General features: G+C 48.3%; 1 rRNA gene. It reads right to left on the minus strand.

The annotated features are described in order from the left end of the window. A 23S ribosomal RNA gene (locus AC1EKT_RS06235) occupies positions 1–235 on the minus strand; the annotation flags it as partial. Between the last annotated feature and the right edge of the window lie 386 nt (positions 236–621).

Raw genomic sequence — 621 nt, forward strand, 5'->3', positions numbered from 1 at the left:
TCGCTCGCCACTACTCACGGAGTATCCTTTCCTGCAGGTACTGAGATGTTTCACTTCCCTGCGTACCCCCCACAAAAACTGTGGTGACCACTCATAACAGTGGCCGGGTCTCCCCATTCGGAAATCCTCGGATCAAAGCCCACTCGGCAGCTCCCCGAGGCATATCGCAGCCCGTCACGTCCTTCATCGGTCCTGTCTACCAAGGCATCCACCATACGCCCTTACCAGTGACAAACACTAAAGTAAGAACCCATCAGCAAAATTCTCTAGACAAAAAATCATCACACTAAACGATCACAAAACGATCAAGCGACTCCAACAAAAGGAGCCGGTTGAAATTGATAAAAGCAAAAAAATCGAAACCAAAAAAGTCTCGCATTTTACTCGCGTCCACTATCCAGTTCTCAAACCACCACAACACCACAAAACCAGCATCAACACCAAAAAGCATCAACCTGAAATCCTGCGGGTCAAGGACCGCAACCCCAAACAAAAAGGGGGGTGGCAATCCGGGAACCCAAAAGCATGCCCAACAAACTCATTTAAAACGTCAACTATTGTTTTCCACACCAGTAACCACACTCAACCGAGCGTGCACAAAAACTCCGTAGAAAGGAGGTG

The sequence above is a fragment of the Bifidobacterium sp. C0047B3 genome, from assembly GCF_056590535.1.